This is a genomic window from Sulfitobacter maritimus, assembly GCF_013346665.1.
In the GTDB taxonomy this organism is placed as follows: domain Bacteria; phylum Pseudomonadota; class Alphaproteobacteria; order Rhodobacterales; family Rhodobacteraceae; genus Sulfitobacter; species Sulfitobacter maritimus.
Window position 1 is genome coordinate 702,544 of the sequence record NZ_JABVBB010000021.1, and the last position, 15,715, is coordinate 718,258.

15 protein-coding genes are annotated in these 15,715 nt (G+C 60.9%); 3 read left to right on the plus strand and 12 right to left on the minus strand.

The window, feature by feature from the left end; genetic code table 11:
• Positions 1-32 precede the first annotated feature (32 nt).
• The 3 genes from HTT03_RS05415 to HTT03_RS05425 form a co-directional block, all read right to left on the minus strand.
• Positions 33-368: a sarcosine oxidase subunit delta gene (locus tag HTT03_RS05415; protein ID WP_174858826.1), complete on the minus strand. Its 336-nt coding sequence runs from the start codon at positions 366-368 to the stop codon at positions 33-35.
• A gap of 108 nt (positions 369-476) precedes the next feature.
• Entirely contained in the window at positions 477-788 is a 312-nt protein-coding gene (locus HTT03_RS05420; protein ID WP_174858827.1) for a hypothetical protein, read from the minus strand.
• 103 nt (positions 789-891) lie between these two features.
• Positions 892-2,136, minus strand: coding sequence for a sarcosine oxidase subunit beta family protein (locus HTT03_RS05425; protein WP_174858828.1), 1,245 nt, complete (start codon positions 2,134-2,136; stop codon positions 892-894).
• Positions 2,137-2,332: 196 nt separating this feature from the next.
• Here HTT03_RS05425 and ccmI point away from each other — a divergent pair, with 196 nt between their 5' ends.
• Genes ccmI through HTT03_RS05440 form a run of 3 tightly spaced genes read left to right on the plus strand, consistent with a single transcriptional unit; the run spans position 2,333 to position 4,292 of the window.
• Entirely contained in the window at positions 2,333-3,562 is a 1,230-nt protein-coding gene (gene ccmI, locus HTT03_RS05430) for a c-type cytochrome biogenesis protein CcmI (RefSeq protein WP_174858829.1), read from the plus strand.
• Positions 3,559-4,044 carry a Holliday junction resolvase RuvX gene (gene ruvX, locus HTT03_RS05435; protein WP_174858830.1) on the plus strand — a complete coding sequence of 162 codons (486 nt, stop codon included), beginning with the start codon at positions 3,559-3,561 and terminating at the stop codon, positions 4,042-4,044. The genes ccmI and ruvX overlap by 4 nt, the downstream gene beginning before the upstream one ends.
• A complete protein-coding gene (locus tag HTT03_RS05440) occupies positions 4,041-4,292 on the plus strand; it encodes a DUF1289 domain-containing protein (RefSeq protein WP_174858831.1) in 252 nt (83 codons plus the stop codon). Before ruvX ends, HTT03_RS05440 begins: the two co-directional genes overlap by 4 nt.
• Positions 4,293-4,297: 5 nt before the next feature.
• Here HTT03_RS05440 and HTT03_RS05445 read toward each other — a convergent pair whose 3' ends face one another.
• The 9 genes from HTT03_RS05445 to HTT03_RS05485 form a co-directional block, all read right to left on the minus strand.
• Positions 4,298-4,549: a hypothetical protein gene (locus HTT03_RS05445; RefSeq protein WP_174858832.1), complete on the minus strand. Its 252-nt coding sequence runs from the start codon at positions 4,547-4,549 to the stop codon at positions 4,298-4,300.
• 212 nt (positions 4,550-4,761) lie between these two features.
• Positions 4,762-5,793: a tRNA dihydrouridine(20/20a) synthase DusA gene (dusA, locus tag HTT03_RS05450; protein ID WP_174858833.1), complete on the minus strand. Its 1,032-nt coding sequence runs from the start codon at positions 5,791-5,793 to the stop codon at positions 4,762-4,764.
• Positions 5,794-5,887: 94 nt separating this feature from the next.
• On the minus strand, positions 5,888-6,622 hold the full coding sequence (locus HTT03_RS05455; protein WP_174858834.1) for an ABC transporter permease: 735 nt from the start codon (positions 6,620-6,622) through the stop codon (positions 5,888-5,890).
• Complete coding sequence (locus HTT03_RS05460) at positions 6,619-7,554, minus strand: ABC transporter ATP-binding protein (protein WP_174858835.1); 936 nt, start codon at positions 7,552-7,554, stop codon at positions 6,619-6,621. The genes HTT03_RS05455 and HTT03_RS05460 overlap by 4 nt, the downstream gene beginning before the upstream one ends.
• Entirely contained in the window at positions 7,551-8,717 is a 1,167-nt protein-coding gene (locus tag HTT03_RS05465) for an ABC transporter permease (RefSeq protein WP_343035703.1), read from the minus strand. Before HTT03_RS05465 ends, HTT03_RS05460 begins: the two co-directional genes overlap by 4 nt.
• Before the next feature lie 14 nt (positions 8,718-8,731).
• A complete protein-coding gene (gene osmF, locus HTT03_RS05470; RefSeq protein WP_174858836.1) occupies positions 8,732-9,646 on the minus strand; it encodes a glycine betaine ABC transporter substrate-binding protein OsmF in 915 nt (304 codons plus the stop codon).
• A gap of 190 nt (positions 9,647-9,836) precedes the next feature.
• Positions 9,837-12,695, minus strand: a complete 2,859-nt coding sequence (locus HTT03_RS05475) for a hybrid sensor histidine kinase/response regulator (RefSeq protein WP_174858837.1) — start codon at positions 12,693-12,695, stop codon at positions 9,837-9,839.
• A gap of 268 nt (positions 12,696-12,963) precedes the next feature.
• Entirely contained in the window at positions 12,964-14,793 is a 1,830-nt protein-coding gene (locus HTT03_RS05480; RefSeq protein ID WP_174858838.1) for a glycoside hydrolase family 15 protein, read from the minus strand.
• On the minus strand, positions 14,793-15,596 hold the full coding sequence (locus HTT03_RS05485) for a glucose 1-dehydrogenase (protein WP_174858839.1): 804 nt from the start codon (positions 15,594-15,596) through the stop codon (positions 14,793-14,795). Before HTT03_RS05485 ends, HTT03_RS05480 begins: the two co-directional genes overlap by 1 nt.
• Positions 15,597-15,715: the final 119 nt, after the last annotated feature.

Here is a 15,715-nt window from a genome sequence, read left to right on the forward strand (position 1 = left end):
GGTCATTAAGGGCTGCGCAGCTGGTAATGCACTCATTGATTCACCTCCCCCTGCCAGCGCCAATCCGGATGCCGATCCTTGATCGCGGTGCGGATGTGATCGGGGGGTGCCGTGGTCTGCGCGCTATAGGCACCGTAAACGTGCAACGTCGCAGTGTCTCGCGCCAGATGGAACCACTTGCCGCAGCCATAAACATGCCGCCAACGCTCCAGATGCACGCCCTTCGGGTTTTGCCGCATGAAGAGGTAGCTTTCAAATTCCCCCTCAGATCCCCCCGGCCCGATACGTGTCAAATGCGCCTCGCCGCCGGCGTGGAATTCGGTTTCCTCGGCGGTGACATGGCAACAGGGACAGGTCAGGATCAGCATGGGCAAGCTCCTATGCGGGGGGCGGACAGCGAAACGCCGCTCTGGCCCAAGGGCGCAGAACGGCGTTCATTAGTATGTGAGAGCAGCATAGGTGCTGCCAAAGCGGTCTTAGTCAGTCGCGACAGCGCCTTCTTCAACAGCGTCGGCGGTGCCTTCAGCTGCGCCTTCAATGGCGTTACCTGTGTCTTCAATGGCTTCACCAGCGGTTTCGCCCGCGCCTTCGACGTTGACGTTAACGTCATTCGTGCCGTCCACATCCGCGCCAGCAAAGAGGAAATAGGCCAGCAATGCGACAACCACGACAACGGCGCCCACAATAAACGCAAGGCCGCTGCTGCTGCGCTCGGTTGCTGTTGTGGTGGTTGTGGTGGTGTTTGTGTGGTCGGTACGGTCGGTTGTATTTCGATCAGGGGTTGCCATTGTTCAGCTCCACTTATTGCATTGTCTGAACAGGAAACTGCGCGTGGAAGCAAAGCGTTCCCCCCTTTATTGCAGGGTGGCGGATTGTGGCGCAGACGCAACATCAATGCGCTACCCCTGCGGCAACGGATTCGTCGATGAACCGGCCTTCGGCAAAGCGTTCCAGCCCAAAAGCTTGAGTGAGCGGGGAATGCCCCTTGGCCATCAACTCAGCAAAGCCCCAGCCTGAACCGGGGATCGCCTTGAACCCGCCCGTCCCCCACCCGGCGTTGATAAAGATGCCTTCGACCGGGGTTTTCGACAGGATCGGTGAACGGTCGCCCGTCACATCCACGATCCCGCCCCATTGGCGCAGCATTTTCAGGCGCGAGATCATGGGGAAAGTCTCAACCAGCGCCCGCACCGTTTCTTCAATGTGGTGGAAACTGCCACGTTGGGTGTAGTTGTTATAGCCATCTGTGCCGCCGCCGATGACCATCTCGCCCTTGTCGGACTGGCTCATATAGCCATGCACCGTATTGGCCATGACGACAACATCCATGCACGGTTTGATCGGCTCGCTGACCAGCGCTTGCAGGGCAACGCTCTCAATCGGCAGACGGAAGCCCGCCATCCCTGCCAGTTGCCCCGAATGCCCGGCGACCACCAGCCCGAGCTTATCGCAGTCAATATCGCCCCGCGTGGTGCTGACGCCTGTCACCTTGCCGCCCGTCTGCCGCACGCCGGTGACTTCGCATTTCTGGATGATGTCCATGCCCATGTCTGAGCAGGCCCGCGCATAGCCCCAAGCCACCGCATCATGCCGCGCCGTGCCGCCGCGCGCTTGCCACAAACCGCCCAGCACCGGATAGCGCGGCCCGTCGAGGTTAATAATCGGCACGAGTTGTTTCACACGCTCTGGCCCGATGAATTCCGTGCTTACCCCTTGCAAGGCGTTGGCATGGGCCGTGCGTTTATAGCCGCGCACCTCATGTTCGGTCTGCGCCAGCATGATGACACCGCGCGGGGAGAACATGACGTTGTAGTTCAGGTCTTGGCTCAGAGTCTCATAGAGGCTGCGGGACTTTTCATAGATCGCCGCCGAAGGGTCTTGCAGGTAGTTGGAACGGATGATCGTCGTGTTGCGCCCGGTGTTGCCGCCGCCAAGCCAGCCTTTTTCCAGCACCGCCACATTGGTGACGCCAAAGTTTTTGCCCAGGTAATAGGCCGTGGCAAGCCCATGCCCGCCTGCCCCTACGATGATCACATCATAGCGCCTTTTAGGCTGCGCATCGCGCCAAGCACGCGGCCAGCCGCTGTGGTGGCGCATTGCCTCTCGGGCGACGGCGAAAACGGAGTATTTCTTCATCACGTACCTTCCCGGCAAAGATTCGGACCGCCTTGGCGGTTGGGGTCAGTACTGAGCCTAGGAGCGAATTATCGAAATAGCCACCACGGCATTTCCCAGCGGTTTTGCGACATCATCCCAGGTTGGTTAAATATGCCGCAGGGGTCTGCGCAATTGCGGTCTTTTGTCCGCGTCGGGCAAAGGTTAGGTAGGGGGCATGACATTCTGGATTATCTCCGGCGCGATGGCGCTAATCGTGGGCGGTCTGCTGGCGCGGGCCGCTTGGCGGGGGGCCGATACGCCCCTGCCCGCTCAGGCGGATTATGACCTTAAGGTCTACCGCGACCAATTGGCCGAGGTGGAGCGTGACTTGGCCCGCGGTGTGGTGCCAGAGGCCGACGCGCAACGCATCCGCACCGAAATCTCACGCCGTATCCTTGCCGCTGACGCGGCACAAGACAAAGCGGCGAGCGCCGGCGGGCGCCCCGCTGCTTGGGTGCTGGCGCTTGGGGTGCTGCTGCTGGGTGGCGGCGCGTTTGGGCTTTACTGGACACTCGGCCAGCCCGGCTATGGCGATCTGGCGCTGGCCGACCGTATCGCTTTTGCCGAAGACATGCGCCGCAACCGGCCCGACCAAGCCACCGCCGTGGCCAGCCTGCCCGCCAGCCCCACGACCGAAGGGCTGAGTGCCGATTACCTCAAGCTCATTCAGCAGTTACGCGCCACGGTCGAGGAACGGCCCAACGACATGCAGGGCCACGTTCTGCTTGCCCAAAACGAAGCGCGGATCGGCAATTTCGCCGCCGCCGCCGAAGCACAGGGCAATGTGTTGCGCCTGAAAGGGGATGAGCGGACCGCAAAGGACATCGCCGACTATGCCGAGCTGCTGGTGCTCGCCGCAGGCGGCTATGTCTCGCCCGAGGCCGAAACCGCCCTGCGCGAAGTGCTGAACCGTGACGAAGACAATGGCCGGGCACGCTACTACCTCGGTCTAATGATGGTCCAGACCGGGCGGCCCGATGTGGGCTTCCGTCTTTGGGACGCGTTGCTGCGCCGGGGGCCAGAGGATGCGCCGTGGATCGACCCCATCCGCGCACAGATCCCGCAGGTGGCAGCCCTCGCCGGGGTGGCTTATGACATCCCGCAGATCGGCAGCGGTGCGCCGGCGCGCGGGCCGAGTGCGGATGACATCGAAGCGGCTTCCGAGATGACAGCAGATGACCGGATGGAGATGATCGGCGGCATGGTTGCAGGCCTCTCGGACCGGCTCGCTACCGAGGGCGGCCCGCCGCAGGATTGGGCGCGGCTGATCACCTCGCTCGGCGTCTTGGGCGACACCGATCAGGCCCGCGCAGTCTATGAAAACGCGCTTGAGGTCTTTACCGGCGACAACGCGGCGCTCGACATGATCCGCGCCGCAGGCGAACGCGCAGGGGTGGCAGGATGATTTTTGACGATACGGCTGAGTTCATCGCCGCCCTGCCCCCGATGCAGGCGCTCATCGGGCTGGACCTTGGCGAAAAGACCATTGGCGTGGCGGTGAGCGACAGCTTTCAATCCGTTGCCACCCCGCTGGAAACGCTGCGCCGCAAGAGATTCGGCGTCGATGCCGCCCGTCTGGCTGAGATCATCGCTGCGCGGCGCATCGGCGGGCTGGTGCTGGGCCTGCCGCGCAATATGGACGGCTCCGAAGGCGCGCGCTGCCAGTCGACGCGGGCCTTCGCACGCAACTTTGACCGGCTGACGCCCTTGCCCATCACCTTTTGGGACGAACGCCTGTCCACCGTGGCCGCCGAACGCGCCTTGCTGGAGGCTGATACCACCCGCAAGCGCCGGGCCGAGGTGATCGACCATGTGGCGGCGGGCTATATCTTACAAGGGCTGCTTGATCGCTTGCAGGTCCTGCGTCGGAGCAGTGCCACATCATGAACAACGACACGGCCGACGACATCTGGAAGCGCGACGAAGTGCAAAGTCCCTGCATCAACATTTGCGTGGTGCATCCCGAAGCGCGGATTTGCACCGGGTGCTTGCGGTCCATTCAGGAAATTACCGAGTGGTCACGCATGAGCGCCGCTGAACGAGAGGCACTGATAAAGGCTCTGCCTGAGCGGGAAGCCTTGCTTAAAAAACGCCGTGGTGGCCGCGCCGCGAAACTGGCCCGCCGCAAGGCCTGAGCCGCTCAGGCTCCCCGGCGGTGCAGGATATCTTGCAAGATGATCAAAGCAGAATGCTCCGACGTCGCTCCTGCACGTGCCGGAGCGCGGTTTGCATTGGCCGCAGGAACAGCGGCGCGGGCGAAGGTCAGGCAGGTCTCACGGGTGAACATCCCGTCAAAGCGAAAAGCCCTGCGGCCCGTTCGCTGCGGTTTCCAATAGGCCAGATTGTCCCCCCGGCCCTTGAGAATAATTGCCTTGGTCCGTTTCTGACCCATGCCGTCTGTCCCTCGATTCCCTTGTTCCCGCCCTATTATCCCCAAACTTGTGGCGGAAATGCGGCGAATTGATGAAATTTGTCCGAAGTTTGTCGAAAACAGGACGCGCTTTTTATGTATTGTGTCGCCGTACATGCGCCCCGCTCTAAGCCCCGACCAATCGGTCTTAAGTCTCGGGACTCAAGCAGCCCATTTGGTCCGCAGCCCAAGCGCTACCCCGCCGTGGCAAGGTCTTGCGCCGCGGCAACTTCGGCCAAAGCGGTGAGAACCAGTTCCGGCCCTGCGCCCGGCTTATGCGCCCCTTCCGACAATATGCGCCGCCACTGCCGCGCACCGGGCCGCCCGGCGAACAAGCCCAGCATATGCCGGGTGATCTGACCCAAACGCCCGCCAGCGGTCAGATGCGCCTCAATATAGGGCAACATCCCCTGCACTGCAGCCTCGGCGCTGCTGTCACGGCCCTTCCCAAAAACGCGCCGGTCGGCGGTGGCGAGGATATCCGCTGGTGTGTGATACGCACTGCGGCCCACCATCACGCCATCCAACCCGCCCTCAAGAAAGCGCAACGCCTCATCCAGCGAGGTGATCCCGCCGTTGATGGAGATATGGAGGTTGGGAAACAGCACTTTCATCTCATGCACAAGACCGTAATCGAGCGGAGGAATGTCCCGGTTCTCCTTAGGGCTTAGACCTTGCAGCCACGCTTTGCGGGCGTGGATCGTCACCCGCGTACAGCCAGCCGCGACGATACGGGCCAAAAACTCGGGCAAGATTTCAGCCGGGTCTTGGTCGTCCACGCCAATGCGGCATTTGACCGTGACTTCAACATCACAGGCCGCACGCATCGCCTCCACACATTTGGCCACCAGCGCAGGCTGCAGCATCAAGATGGCCCCAAAAGCGCCGGACTGAACGCGATCTGACGGGCAGCCCACGTTGAGATTGATCTCATCATACCCCGCCTCCGCCCCCAGCCGCGCCGCCTGCGCCAGTTCCGCCGGGTCTGATCCCCCGAGCTGCAGCGCCACAGGGTGCTCAGAAGGGTCATGGTCCAACAAATGCAACGCCCCCCCGCGCACCAAGGCAGGCGCGGTGACCATCTCGGTATAGAGCAAGGTTTCGCGGCTGAGCAATCGGTGCAGATAGCGGCAGTGGCGGTCGGTCCAATCCATCATGGGAGCGACCGACAAGCGGGCGGCGCGGGTGAGGTCCGCAGAGCTAATGGGTGATGTCATTGACGTCATGGCAGAGTAATCCGATGCAAATGTCGCGCCCTTTTGCCTTTGATCGACCTGAGGATGCAACTCAAGTTCTGGCGACCGGGCAAAAGCGCGGTCTCTAGCCGCCCATACGCCGCGCCAGATAGCGCTCCAACTGGACCAGCGCGTCATAGATCAGCACCGCGAACAGACCGACCGCCAGCCCCCCTTGCAAGACGAAGGCGGTGTTGCTGGTCAGCAGCCCTGCAATGATCACCTCGCCCAGAGTCCGTGCCGCCACGGTTGAACCGATCGTCGCCGTGCCTAGTGCGATAACGACTGACAGGCGAATGCCCGTTAAGGTCACTGGCAGCGCAAGCGGCAGTTCTACTTTGATGAGCCGCTGCCAGCGGCTCAACCCGATGCCGCGGGCCGCTTCCATGGTGGCCGGTGGCAGGGTTGTCAGCCCGGTGACCGCATTCTCAAATATCGGCAACAAACCGTAGAGAAACAGCGCCACCAGCGTCGGCCCCGCACCAAAACCCAAGGCAGGCACCGCCAGTGCCAAGACCGCCACCGGAGGAAAGGTCTGCCCCATATTCGTAATGGTCCGCGACAGCGGGCGGAAGGCGGCACCGGCGGGGCGTGTGACAAGGATCGCGAGCGTCACCGCAACAACCGTTGCCGCCGCCGAGGCCGCAGCGACGAGCGCGAGATGGCTCAACGATAGAGACAGGAGCGAACTGCGGGTGTAGATCACCGGGCCGCCCTCCGGCGCAAGTGGCGCGAAAAGCGGGATAAACCACTCTGGGCGCAGCACCAGCGCCAGCAGCAGCAGTATTAACAGTGGGCGCAGGATAAGCCCCGGCGTCATGCCCGCATCTCCGCCCGTTCCCGGATGGCGGTGAGCGTGACTCGCCCGACCGTTGCGCCGTCCCGCATCACAGGCACGGCGTTGCGCCCGGTCCAAAGACAGGCGGACAAGGCGTCGCGCAGGCTGGCGTCAGCCGGCAGCGGCTCTCCTTCCGCCGCGCCATCTTCGACAACCTCTGACAGAGGGACCAGCGACAACAGCCGCAGAGGGCGTTCCACATCGCCGACCATATCGGCCACGAAGCCGGTGGCGGGTTTGGCGATAATCTCGGCAGGCGGCGCATATTGCACCAGCTTGCCGCCATCCATCACCGCCACCCGGTCGCCAAGCCGGATTGCCTCTTCCATGTCGTGGGTGACCAACATGATCGTTGAGCCCAAGCGCCGTTGGATATGGCGCAGGTCCTCTTGGGCGCGGGTGCGGATGATCGGGTCCAACGCGCCGAAAGGTTCGTCCATCAACAGCAGATCGGGCCGTGACGCCAGCGCCCGCGCGACCCCTACCCGCTGCTGCTGCCCGCCCGACAGTTCTGCTGGATAGCGGTTGCGAAATTGCGCCGGGTCCATTGAGAAGAGCTCAAGCAGTTCGTCCACCCGTGCGCGGATTTTATCTTTGGGCCAATTCAGCAGCCGTGGCACGGCGGCAATATTGCGCGCCACGGTGTAATGCGGAAACAAGCCATGACCCTGAATCGCATAGCCAATACGTCTGCGCAGGATATGCGGCTTGACCGACAGCGTGGAGTCGCCATTGATCCGCACCTCGCCGGAGGTTGGCTCCTCTAGTCGGTTAATCATGCGCAACAGCGTGGTTTTGCCTGAGCCGGAGGTGCCGACAATCACCGTGATCGTACCGGTCTCCACCGTCATCGACACGGCATCCACAGCCTTGATGGCGCCATAGGCTTTGGTGATACTGTCGATCTCAATCATGTTTTATCCTTCGGCGTGCGGCGGGTCAGATCGACCAAAATGTCCATCACGATGGCGGCCGAGAGGGCCATGACCACGGTAGGCAACGCGCCCAAGAGGATCAGGTCCGTTGCGGTTTGGTTCAGGCCTTGAAAGACGAAGGTGCCAAATCCCCCGCCGCCGATCAGCCCAGCGATCACGGCAAGGCCGATGTTCTGCACCAGCACGATGCGCAGCCCCGTCAGGATGATCGGCAGGCCAAGCGGCAGTTCCACGCGCCGCAAGCGCTGACCGGGGGTCATCCCCATACCGCGTGCGGCCTCAAGCGCTGCGGGCGGTGCAGAGGCAAGACCCGCGACGGTGTTGCCCACCACGGGCAGCAGTGAATAGAGCACCAACGCGGTAAAGGCAGGCGCAAAGCCGATGCCCGCGATGCCTAAAGCCCGCGCGCCGGGCAGCGTGGCCCCGACCCAACTGAGAATCGGTATCATCAGGCCGAACATGGCGAGCGAGGGGATGGTCTGCAAAAAGCTCAGCACCGGAAGGGTTGCGCTGCGCAAGGCGGCACGTCGATGCGCCAGTATGCCCAGCGGAAAGCCGATCACCACAGCCGCCGCGAGCGAGCCGAAGGCAAGCCCCAGATGGCGCATCGTCTCGCGCAGGAAAGCATCGCGGCGGCTGGCAAATTCCTGCATGACCGACAGATCAGACAGCGCCCCTGACCAAAGGATCAGCCCCAGAGCGCTGAGGATAGCGACCAATATTGCACCACGCGTTAATGGTCTGGGGGCCATCGCCGTCAGCGCATCGGCCATCAGCAGCATCAACACCACCAGCAAGACCCAGAACCCAACAGCCGGAGAGACCCGCGCGTATTCGCCCGTTTCAGCTAAAAGGCTGCTGGCGCCCTGCGTGAGAAGCCATAGCGCCCCGCCCAACCCCAGCACGGCCCCGGCAAACCGCAGAGATGCAGGCTGTTGCAGCAACCCAAGGCCCAAACCCGCGAGCACGGCAGCCGCGCCGGGTATCACCGCGCCTGCGCTAGCCATGTTCCACAGGAAAATGCCCTCCCCCGCGACGATCCGGTTCGCTGCAAGTGTCATAAAAGGTGACAGCAGCGCGGCCAAACCCGCCACAGCAAAGAGCAAACCCGGTGCGGAAAGGCCCGCACCGGTCGTTTTCACGGATATTGCGGAGATCAGTCCAGAACCCCGGTCTCGGTCAGGTAATCACGCGCGACCTTTTCGGCAGGTTCACCGCCGACTTGAATACGCCCGTTCAGCTTTTGCAGGGTCGCCATGTCGAGGCCCGCAAAGATGGGGTTCAGCACTTCAGAAATCTTGGGGTATTCTTCCAGCACCTCGGCCCGAACGATGGGCGCGGGTTCATAGACAGGCTGAACGCCTTTGTCGTCCTCCATCACCACCAGCCCGGTCGCGCCAACACCGCCATCTGTGCCATAGACCATTGCCGCATTAACGCCCGAGGTGCCACGCGCTGCCGCTTGGATTGTCGCTGCGGTGTCGCCACCCGACAGGATCACGGTCTGGTCTTCCGACAGGGTAAAGCCATAGGTCTCTTGCATAGCGGGCAGAACGGCAGGAGAGGATACAAACTCGGTGGATGCGGCGAGCTTTACATCACCCCCATCGGCCACCCAAGCGCCGAAATCAGACATCGTGACCAGCTTGTTCTCTTCGGCCAGCGGCCCTGTCACGGCAATGGCCCAAGTGTTGTTGGCCGGGGCGGAATCGAGCCAGACGACGTCGTTTTCAGCCTTGTCCAACTCTGCCGCGCGGGCATGGGCGGCTTTGGCATCTTTCCAAACATCGCTTTCCGCTTCGCTAAAGAAGAACGCCGCGTTGCCTGTGTATTCGGGATAAATGTCGATCTGGTCGGCCATGAGCGCCTCGCGCACGACCTGCGTGCCGCCCAGTTGCAGACGCCGCTCCACCGGCAGGCCCGCGTCTTCGAGTGCAAGTGCGATGACGTTGCCCAAAAGCCCCCCTTCGGTGTCGATCTTTGACGACACGGTAATTTCAGCCTGTGCCGCCGTGGCGAACAGCGCGCCAAGGCTCAGGGCGGTTGCAGCAACAAATTGAGGGGATTTCATAACGGGGCAAACTCCTTGAAATACGATGCTTTAAGGGCATAGCGCCCCTTCCGCGGAGTAAGGTAGCGGACAATGAGCCAAAGCCAAGTCGCCTTGCCCCCCGGTACGGATTTTTTTCGAAAAACCCGCCCAAACGCCCCCTCGCGCGCTGATTTAGCCGCGCAATGCACCAATTTCCCTTGCGAAAACCCTATGCCGACGCCAGCGTTTTGGTCTTTGGCAGCACCCCGACCTGCTCAAGCGCACGCGCAAGATCGCGGTCCCCGAAGGGTTTGTTGACAACTGCGCAATTGCCCAGCTTCCGTGCTGCGGGCACATCAGATTGGCCTGTGGCAAAGATGATCGGGATGTCCGGCAGGCTATCGCGCACTTTGATCGCAACCTCCTCGCCAGAGATATCCGGCAGCCCCACATCTATCAGCAGCGCATCAAACGCGCCCGTCTTCAGCATCTGCAGCGCTTCTTGCCCGGTGCCGGTTTCGGTCACATTGGTTCCCAGACTTTCCAAGATATCAGCGATATCCAAGCGGATCAGCGCGTCATCCTCGCACAGCAATATGCGGCGGGGGCGATCAGGGGTCTGGTCTGCTGTGGACCTTCCGCTTTCATCAAGTGCCTCACGAACGCGCAGGGCCAAGGCATCATGGGTGAAGGGCTTGCTCAGCAGGTTCACGCCGGCATCGACCCGCCCGTCGCGCACGATCGCGTCTTGCGAATAGCCAGAGATGAACAGGAACGGCAGCCCCGGGTGTTCGGCCTGCAAAATATTGGCCAGTTCGCGGCTGGTCATCTTGCCGGGCATCACCACGTCAGAGATCACGAGGTCAAAATCCGGTTCCACCTGCGCAAGGCTCAGCGCCGCTGCCGGGTCCTGCGCACTGCGTACGCGGTAGCCCAAATCGCTTAGCATCGCCGAAGTCGCATCGCGCACTTCGGCATCGTCTTCGACCAAAAGCACGGTTTCAGTACCGCCTTTGATGTCGTCCGTGTCATGCCACCGCAAGGGTTCGGCAGCGTCCTGCGCGCGGGGCAAAAGCAGGCTGACAGTCGTGCCAGCACCCACCACGCTTTCGATGGTCACGCGTCCGCCCGACTGGCGGGCAAAGCCGTAAACGGTCGACAGGCCCAAGCCGGTACCTTTGCCCACCGGTTTGGTGGTAAAGAAAGGGTCGAACACTTTCTCAAGTGTTTCTGGCGGAATGCCCGGCCCGTTGTCCATGACTTTGATCTCGACATATTTACCGGGGGACATTTCCGGCTCGTTTTCAAGGTCTTTCGCTGTGAACTCCTTGTTCGCAATTGCGATGCGCAAGGCACCCCGGTCTTCGAGCGCGTCGCGGGCGTTCAAGGCGAGGTTCAGCACAGCGTTTTGCGTGCTGGCCGCGTCCACAAAGGCGGGCCAGAGCGTGTCCGGCGCTTTGATGTCAAAGCTCACGCCTTCGCCCAAAGCGCTGCGCAGCATGTCGTCAATGTCTTCCAGCAACTCCCGAAGATCCAAGGGCCGGGGCTGCAACGGTTGGCGGCGGCTGAAGGCTAGAAGCTGCGACGACAGAGATGCGCCGCGCTCTACCGCGCGCATCGCAGCGTCGATCCGCACCCGTGCTGGGCTTTCAGCAGGCATTTCCCGCGCGGCCATGGTCAGGCTGCCGGTCATCACCTGCAACAGGTTGTTAAAGTCATGCGCGATGCCGCCGGCGAGGTTGCCTATCGCCTCAACCCTTTGGCTTTGCGCGAGGCGTGTGTGTAGTTCTTCCAGCTCACGATTGCGCTTGGTCACCCGCTCTTCCAGCGTGGTGTTAAGGTCAACCAACTGTTGAGACATGGCTTTCTGGTCGTGAATGTCGGAATTGGTCCCCACCCACCGCGACAGGTTGCCTTCTGCATCACGGATCGGCGTCGCCCGCACGATATGCCAGCGATAAACCCCATCCGCCCGCCGGATGCGGAATTCGGTTTCGTATTTCGTTTGATTACGGAGTGTGGAAGTCCACACTTCTATTGCAGCATCGCGATCGTCAGGGTGGATGATGGAAGGCCAGACATCGCCCTCAAGCGAGCCTGGTTCCGCGCCTGCGTAGCTGTAGATCTGATCACTGAGCCAATCCAGCCGCCCATCTGGCGATGCTGTCCAGACATGGACCGGCATGACATGCGCCATAGAGCGAAACCGTTCTTCAGCCTCGCGCAGATTGGCCTCGGCGACTTTTTGGGCGGTAACATCGTGGCCCTGAACCACAATTCCTATCACGTCGCCCGCGTCAGTGGTGAGCGGCTGAAAGACAAAATCAACATAGACCCGTTCATGAGGGCCCTCAGGCGTGCGCTGCAAAATCGCTTCTGCCCCCGATTGGCGCACAGCCGTGCCGGTGCGGTACACATCGTCCAGCATTGTGATAAAGCCTTGACCTTCAATCTCGGGTATCGCCTCACGCAGCGTTTTGCCGATAAGTTCGCGATGCCCAACGACTTGGTAATAGGCATCGTTCACGGTGCGATACACATGGTCGGGGCCGATCAACGTGGCCATAAAGTTCGGCGCTTGTTCAAATATGAGTTTGAAAAAGCGGATGGCCGTTTCCTGTTCGAGGTTCTGCTGCGAGACTTCTCTGGCCCGGCGCACCATATCGGCCTGCATCCCCACCGCGCCTGCGTCTTTGGTCTTGCTGTCGTAAACTTCGGTAATGTCCTGCGTGTGTTGCAAGATAAATTCGACCTTGCCTTCACTGTCGAGGATCGGCGTATGGGTCGCGCTCCAAAAACGCTCACGAATTCTACCTTGAGCATCGGTGATCGGATAGGGAATGACCGGCAGGTGATCCGCAACACCGCTGCGCAGGACGCGCTCAAATGACCCAATGAGCATTTGTTCCGATTCACTGTCCGGATCGGCTGGGAACTCCTCAAGCACTTTGCGACCAAACAGTTTATCAGCCTCACGCTCCGTGACGTCGAGGTAAGCGGCATTGGCCCAGACCACGCGCAGTTCATGATCCAGCAACATGAATGGCGAGGGTGCGGCTTCGAGGATTTTTTGGAAATTCTGAATCATGGTTTCTGTTTCTGCTGAAATGCGGTGACGGAAGCGCTGCGATGGGCCGCAACAAAACCGATGATAGGAAAGCGAGGGAAAGCGGTGTCGCCCGGTTTTAACCGCAATCGTAAAAGCAAATCTATTTGCAGCTTTGTCATGGTCTTTTGGGCTCAATCGTTATTACATGCCGCGAGGCATGAACTCGTTCCCCCATGATCTAGTCCAAAGTACAAGTTCCACCACTAGTCGTTGTCACTTTTTCGCCTTTTGGCTGTATCCCTCCTCTCTACAGGTCAGTTTTATCAGTAGATTGCGCGTGCGACGTTGCGCGCACGACCCGATCTGCGTGGGTGCCACGCAGGGCCGCTGGCCCGCCTTTTTCGTAAAGTTCAAGGTTAATCGCAGAGTTAATAAGCGCCAGATGGGTAAAGGCTTGGGGGAAGTTTCCTAGAAACGCTTGATCATGGGGATCGATCTCTTCGGCATAGAGCCCTACGTCATTGGCATGGGCCAAGAGCCGCTCGAATAGCGCCCGCGCTTCGGTGGCGCGGCCCATGCAAAGCATTGCATCCACCAGCCAGAATGAGCAGATTAGAAACGCCCCTTCCCCGCCTTCCAACCCATCGTCGGTGTTTTCAAGACTATAGCGCAAGACGTAATCCCCATCGCGCAAAGCCCGCTCCACACCGCGCACGGTTTCATCCAATACCGTGTCAGACAGAGGCAGGTTAATCATCGGCAAAAGCAACAGCGCCGCGTCCATTCCGCCATCTGTCAGCGTCTGTTCCAAGCCATCATCTTCGCCATCGTCTGCCAGATCCTGCAGAGTCTTCAGAATGTCGTCACGCGCAGCGCACCAGTCCTCTCTTTCTCCCAAAAGCTGGATCGCGCGGTCCAGTGCCACCCAGGCCATTGCTTTGCCATGCACGTAATGACGCGGCGCGCCGCGCATTTCCCAGATGCCCTGATCCGGCTCGGACCACAGAAGAACTGCTTGGTCAGCAACCTCTTCCAGCATGGTTTGTAAGGCGTCATCAATCGGGCCGCCCAAGGCGCGGTAGGCCAGTGCCCAATCGGCAACCTCTCCGAAAATATCAAGCTGCAACTGATCCGACGCGGCATTGCCCACCCGCACGGGTTTCGAGCCGCGGTAGCCGTCCAGATGATGCAACGCGCGTTCCTCTATGTCGCTTTCAGAGGCAATCCCATAAAGAATACGCAGGTCTTGGACGCAGGTGCTGCCAAGGTATTCGCAATAGCGCCCTGCCTCGTCTTCATACCCCAAGCCTCCTAGCGCTTGGAGAACAAAGGATGAATCCCGCAGCCAACTGTATCGGTAATCCCAGTTTCGTTCGCCGCCGATGTTCTCCGGCAGCGAGGTTGTCGGCGCGGCAACAATTGCGCCGGTCGGCGCATAGGTCAGCGCCTTAAGCGCCAAGGCACTCCGGCCCACCGCATCGCGATAGGGCCCCCGGTAGCGTGACGCATTCGACCATTTCCGCCAGAAGTCGATGGTCTTCTCAAGCAGGGCTTCAGCCTGCTCTGCCGGAGCACGCGCGGCGTCCTGATGCGGAGCCAAAACAAAAACGCGGCGTTCATTAGCTTTGAGCGTGAGGGTGGTATCGATCTGCTTCACCGGCGCGCCCTCTTGTTGGTAGAGCCGCATGTCGGGCGCGCTGTCGTGGCGCGGATCAAATGCCCCCTCGCCCGGGTGGTAGGTTAGCGCGATCTCGCAATCGCTGTCACTGGCTTCGACCACACGTACCAGCCAACCGGGGGCGACCAGATCAACGCTTGGCTGCTCTGCCTTCTCAGAACTCTCCACGGGTAGAAAGTCCGTAATGGTCAAAACGCCCTTAGGATGCTCGAACATCGTTGACAGAACGTTGGTTTGCGACAGATAGGCGCGTTTGCTTTCGAACTCACCTACAGGCGCGATGCGCAAACTTGCCCCCTTCTTCGCATCCAGCAAGGCCCAGCAAGTGGGCTGTGCATCAAAACGGCCAGCGCAGAACCAGTCCACCGCCCCGTCCACACCGACAAGCGCCGCGCCGTGGCAATCACCCAGCAAAGCATAGTCGCGCAGGGACAGATAGCCATCTGTGCGCCCGGCCATTATCCTCCCTCGCGGAAGGACGGGTAGAGCGCCATGCCACCGTCCACGAAAAGGGTTGTGCCAACGACGTAATCGGATGCGTCTGAGGCCAGCCAGACAGCGGCACGGGCGATGTCGTCTGGCTCTCCGATGCGGCCATAGGGGATCAGTTCCAGCATCTTCTTGCGTCCTTCTTCGTCTTCCCATTCCGCGCGGTTGATATCGGTCTTGATCGCGCCGGGGGCGATCGCATTCACACGTATCTTTTCACCTGCGACTTCTTGAGCCAAGGACTCCATCAGGGCTTTCACGCCGCCCTTGGCGCTGGCGTAGTTAACATGGCCCGCCCATGGGATCGCCTGATGTACGGAACTCATCAGTATGATCTTGCCCAGCGCGGGGCTGCGTTTTGCGTCATGGCCCTGAGCGCGGAACCGACGCACCGCCTCTTGCGCACAGAGAAACTGACCCGTCAGATTCAGGTCTATAACCTGCTGCCAATCACCAAGGCTTAGGTCCGTGAAGGCTGCGTCCTTCTGGATACCTGCGTTGGACACCAGAATATCGACACCGCCAAACTTGGTCTCCGCCGTGGCGAACAACTGCGCGCAGTCTTCGGCTTTTGAGACATCCGCCTTGACCGCTTCCCCTTGGCCGCCTGCGCTGCGAATGTCCTCGACAACCTTAGCAGCGCCTTCCTCATCTGAGTGGTAATTCACAACGACACTGGCACCTGCTGCGCCAAACGCCTGCGCAATAGCGGCGCCGATGCCAGAGCTTGCCCCCGTTACAATGGCGCGTGCGCCTTCAAGGTCTCGCGGCATACTATCCTCCGTGTATATGACACCCCAACCCCCGATCTCAGCGAGGGGTTCCGGCGGGGGGCTATCACCTCTGCTTGAACTTCCCGCCCAGTTTGCCATGAATGGCTGAGCACCGCGCT

Excerpts from the sequence above, each read along its gene's own strand:
- HTT03_RS05415 (WP_174858826.1), bottom strand. The coding sequence starts at position 368 with ATGCTGATCCTGACCTGTCCCTGTTGCCATGTCACCGCCGAGGAAACC.
- HTT03_RS05420 (WP_174858827.1), bottom strand. The coding sequence starts at position 788 with ATGGCAACCCCTGATCGAAATACAACCGACCGTACCGACCACACAAAC.
- HTT03_RS05425 (WP_174858828.1), bottom strand. The coding sequence starts at position 2,136 with ATGAAGAAATACTCCGTTTTCGCCGTCGCCCGAGAGGCAATGCGCCAC.
- ccmI (WP_174858829.1), top strand. The coding sequence starts at position 2,333 with ATGACATTCTGGATTATCTCCGGCGCGATGGCGCTAATCGTGGGCGGT.
- ruvX (WP_174858830.1), top strand. The coding sequence starts at position 3,559 with ATGATTTTTGACGATACGGCTGAGTTCATCGCCGCCCTGCCCCCGATG.
- HTT03_RS05440 (WP_174858831.1), top strand. The coding sequence starts at position 4,041 with ATGAACAACGACACGGCCGACGACATCTGGAAGCGCGACGAAGTGCAA.
- HTT03_RS05445 (WP_174858832.1), bottom strand. The coding sequence starts at position 4,549 with ATGGGTCAGAAACGGACCAAGGCAATTATTCTCAAGGGCCGGGGGGAC.
- dusA (WP_174858833.1), bottom strand. The coding sequence starts at position 5,793 with ATGACGTCAATGACATCACCCATTAGCTCTGCGGACCTCACCCGCGCC.
- HTT03_RS05455 (WP_174858834.1), bottom strand. The coding sequence starts at position 6,622 with ATGACGCCGGGGCTTATCCTGCGCCCACTGTTAATACTGCTGCTGCTG.
- HTT03_RS05460 (WP_174858835.1), bottom strand. The coding sequence starts at position 7,554 with ATGATTGAGATCGACAGTATCACCAAAGCCTATGGCGCCATCAAGGCT.
- osmF (WP_174858836.1), bottom strand. The coding sequence starts at position 9,646 with ATGAAATCCCCTCAATTTGTTGCTGCAACCGCCCTGAGCCTTGGCGCG.
- HTT03_RS05475 (WP_174858837.1), bottom strand. The coding sequence starts at position 12,695 with ATGATTCAGAATTTCCAAAAAATCCTCGAAGCCGCACCCTCGCCATTC.
- HTT03_RS05480 (WP_174858838.1), bottom strand. The coding sequence starts at position 14,793 with ATGGCCGGGCGCACAGATGGCTATCTGTCCCTGCGCGACTATGCTTTG.
- HTT03_RS05485 (WP_174858839.1), bottom strand. The coding sequence starts at position 15,596 with ATGCCGCGAGACCTTGAAGGCGCACGCGCCATTGTAACGGGGGCAAGC.